Here is a 273-nt window from a genome sequence, read left to right as displayed (position 1 = left end):
GAAACCTGCTTGTTTTTTGGAAGTTGATAATCATTAATTTCAAATGTTATTTTATCTGAAATTATTTCCCATCCTTTCCTTCTATAATATGGAATGGAATATGGATATAAATACGATATGCTCTGCTTTGCTTCTTTCATGTTTTTTAATGCTTGATAAAGCAACTTGTGCATAAGACCTTGATTTGCATATTCTGGATAAGTTCCAACACCTGTAAGACCACCCATATCATATGTTTTATTAAATATACGAACTTTCATAGGATAAACTGCC

The 273-nt window shown here is 30.8% G+C and carries 1 protein-coding gene; it reads right to left on the bottom strand.

Going from position 1 to position 273, the window contains the following annotated elements; all coding sequences use genetic code 11:
• Positions 1-273 (bottom strand): GNAT family N-acetyltransferase (locus ACJDTP_RS27750; RefSeq protein ID WP_406763045.1); only part of this gene is annotated, 273 nt, incomplete at both ends.

Source organism: Candidatus Clostridium helianthi, from assembly GCF_045310795.1.
GTDB classification, from domain to species: Bacteria; Bacillota; Clostridia; order Clostridiales; family Clostridiaceae; genus Clostridium; species Clostridium helianthi.
Note: the sequence above shows the minus strand (reverse complement) of the source record. Positions and strands in the feature narration are given on the sequence as shown.